The organism is uncultured Halomonas sp., assembly GCF_947501415.1.
GTDB lineage: Bacteria > Pseudomonadota > Gammaproteobacteria > Pseudomonadales > Halomonadaceae > Halomonas.
Map to the genome: position 1 here is coordinate 1 of NZ_CANMVL010000030.1, position 1,542 is coordinate 1,542.

The window sequence follows — 1,542 nt, forward strand, 5'->3', positions numbered from 1 at the left end:
CGCTGGTGCAGGCCTTCCGCCACTTCGGCGGCGTGTCGCGCACGGTGCTGGTCGACAATCAGAAGGCGGCGGTGCTGAAGCATGACCGCGACCACCGCGTCATCTTCAATGCCGGCTTCCTGCAACTGGCCAACCACTACGGTTTCGCACCCAAGGCTTGCCGGCCGCAGCGCCCCCGCACCAAGGGCAAGACCGAGCGCATGGTGGGCTACGTGAAGCAGCACTTCTTCCAGCGCTATCGGCAGTTCGAGAGCATTGCCCACCTGAACCAGCTGCTCCTGCTGTGGCTGGAGCGGGTGGCCGATCAGCGACCGCTGAGGCAGTTCCGCCAGGCCCCGGCCGAGCGCTTCTCCGCCGAGGCGAAGGCCCTTCAGTCACTGCCAGCCACCGACTTTGATACTCGCTACCACGACCTGCGCCAGGTCGGGTGGGATGGGTACATCGAGGTCCGGGGCAATCGCTACAGCGTTCCGGAAAGCTACTGCGGCCAGGCGGTGGTTATTCGGCTGAGCCTGGACGATGAGCTGACCGTCTATTCCCCGGCCGGTGACGCCATCGCGCAGCACCGTTTGCAAGTGCCACAGGCCGGCTGGCGGACCGTGCCGGAGCACCATGCCGCCCTGTGGCAGCAGACCCTATCGGTGCAGCAGCGTGACCTGCGAGTCTACGAGGAGGTGCTGTGATGGCCCTGGAACAGCTACTCAACCGCCTGAAGATGGACCACCTCCAGGCCTCGCTCGACAGCCTCTGTGAGCACGCCAGCAAGCAGGACCTGAACTACCGCGAGTTCCTGGAGCAGGCCCTGCTGCAGGAATGGGGCGGTCGCCACCAGAAGGGGCTGGAGTCGCGCCTGAAGCAGGCGCGGCTGCCGTGGATCAAGACCCTGGAGCAGTTCGACTTCAGCTTCCAGCCCAGCATCGACCACAAGATCGTGCGCGAGCTGGCCGGCCTGGGGTTCGTCGAGCGCGGGGAAAACGTCGTGCTGCTCGGCCCACCCGGCGTCGGGAAAACACATCTGGCCGTCGCCCTGGCGGTGAAGGCGGCCGAGGCCGGCCACCGGGTGCTGTTCATGACCCTGGATCGGCTGGTCAGCACACTGCTGCGAGCTCGCCAGGAGAACCGTCTGGACCGGCAGCTCCAGCAGCTGACCTATCCCAAGGTGCTGGTTCTCGATGAGATGGGCTACCTGCCGATGACTCGCGAGGAAGCCAGCCTGTTCTTCCGCTTGATCAACCGGCGCTACGAGCGGGCCAGCACCATCCTCACCTCGAACAAGTCGTTCATGGACTGGGGCGAGATCTTCGGCGATCAGGTCATCGCCACGGCGATCCTGGATCGGCTGCTGCATCACTCGACCACGCTGAACATCAAAGGCGAGAGCTACCGGCTGAAGGACAAGCGTCGAGCCGGATTGGTGACCACACCGACGACAAAGGAGGAAGAAACCTCACTCGCCCCTGACTCTGTACCGATGAGTTCAGACTGATGAAAACCGGACAATCTGAATTGATGAAATCCGGACAACCTTCAATGACGTTGACA

The 1,542-nt window shown here is 63.7% G+C and carries 1 protein-coding gene and 1 pseudogene; both read left to right on the plus strand.

What is annotated here, in order from left to right; genetic code table 11:
• A pseudogene (locus tag Q0894_RS14675) lies at positions 1-683 on the plus strand (IS21 family transposase); the annotation flags it as partial.
• Complete coding sequence (istB, locus tag Q0894_RS14680) at positions 680-1,486, plus strand: IS21-like element helper ATPase IstB (protein ID WP_299236701.1); 807 nt, start codon at positions 680-682, stop codon at positions 1,484-1,486. The pseudogene Q0894_RS14675 and the gene istB, both read left to right, overlap by 4 nt.
• Positions 1,487-1,542 lie beyond the last annotated feature (56 nt).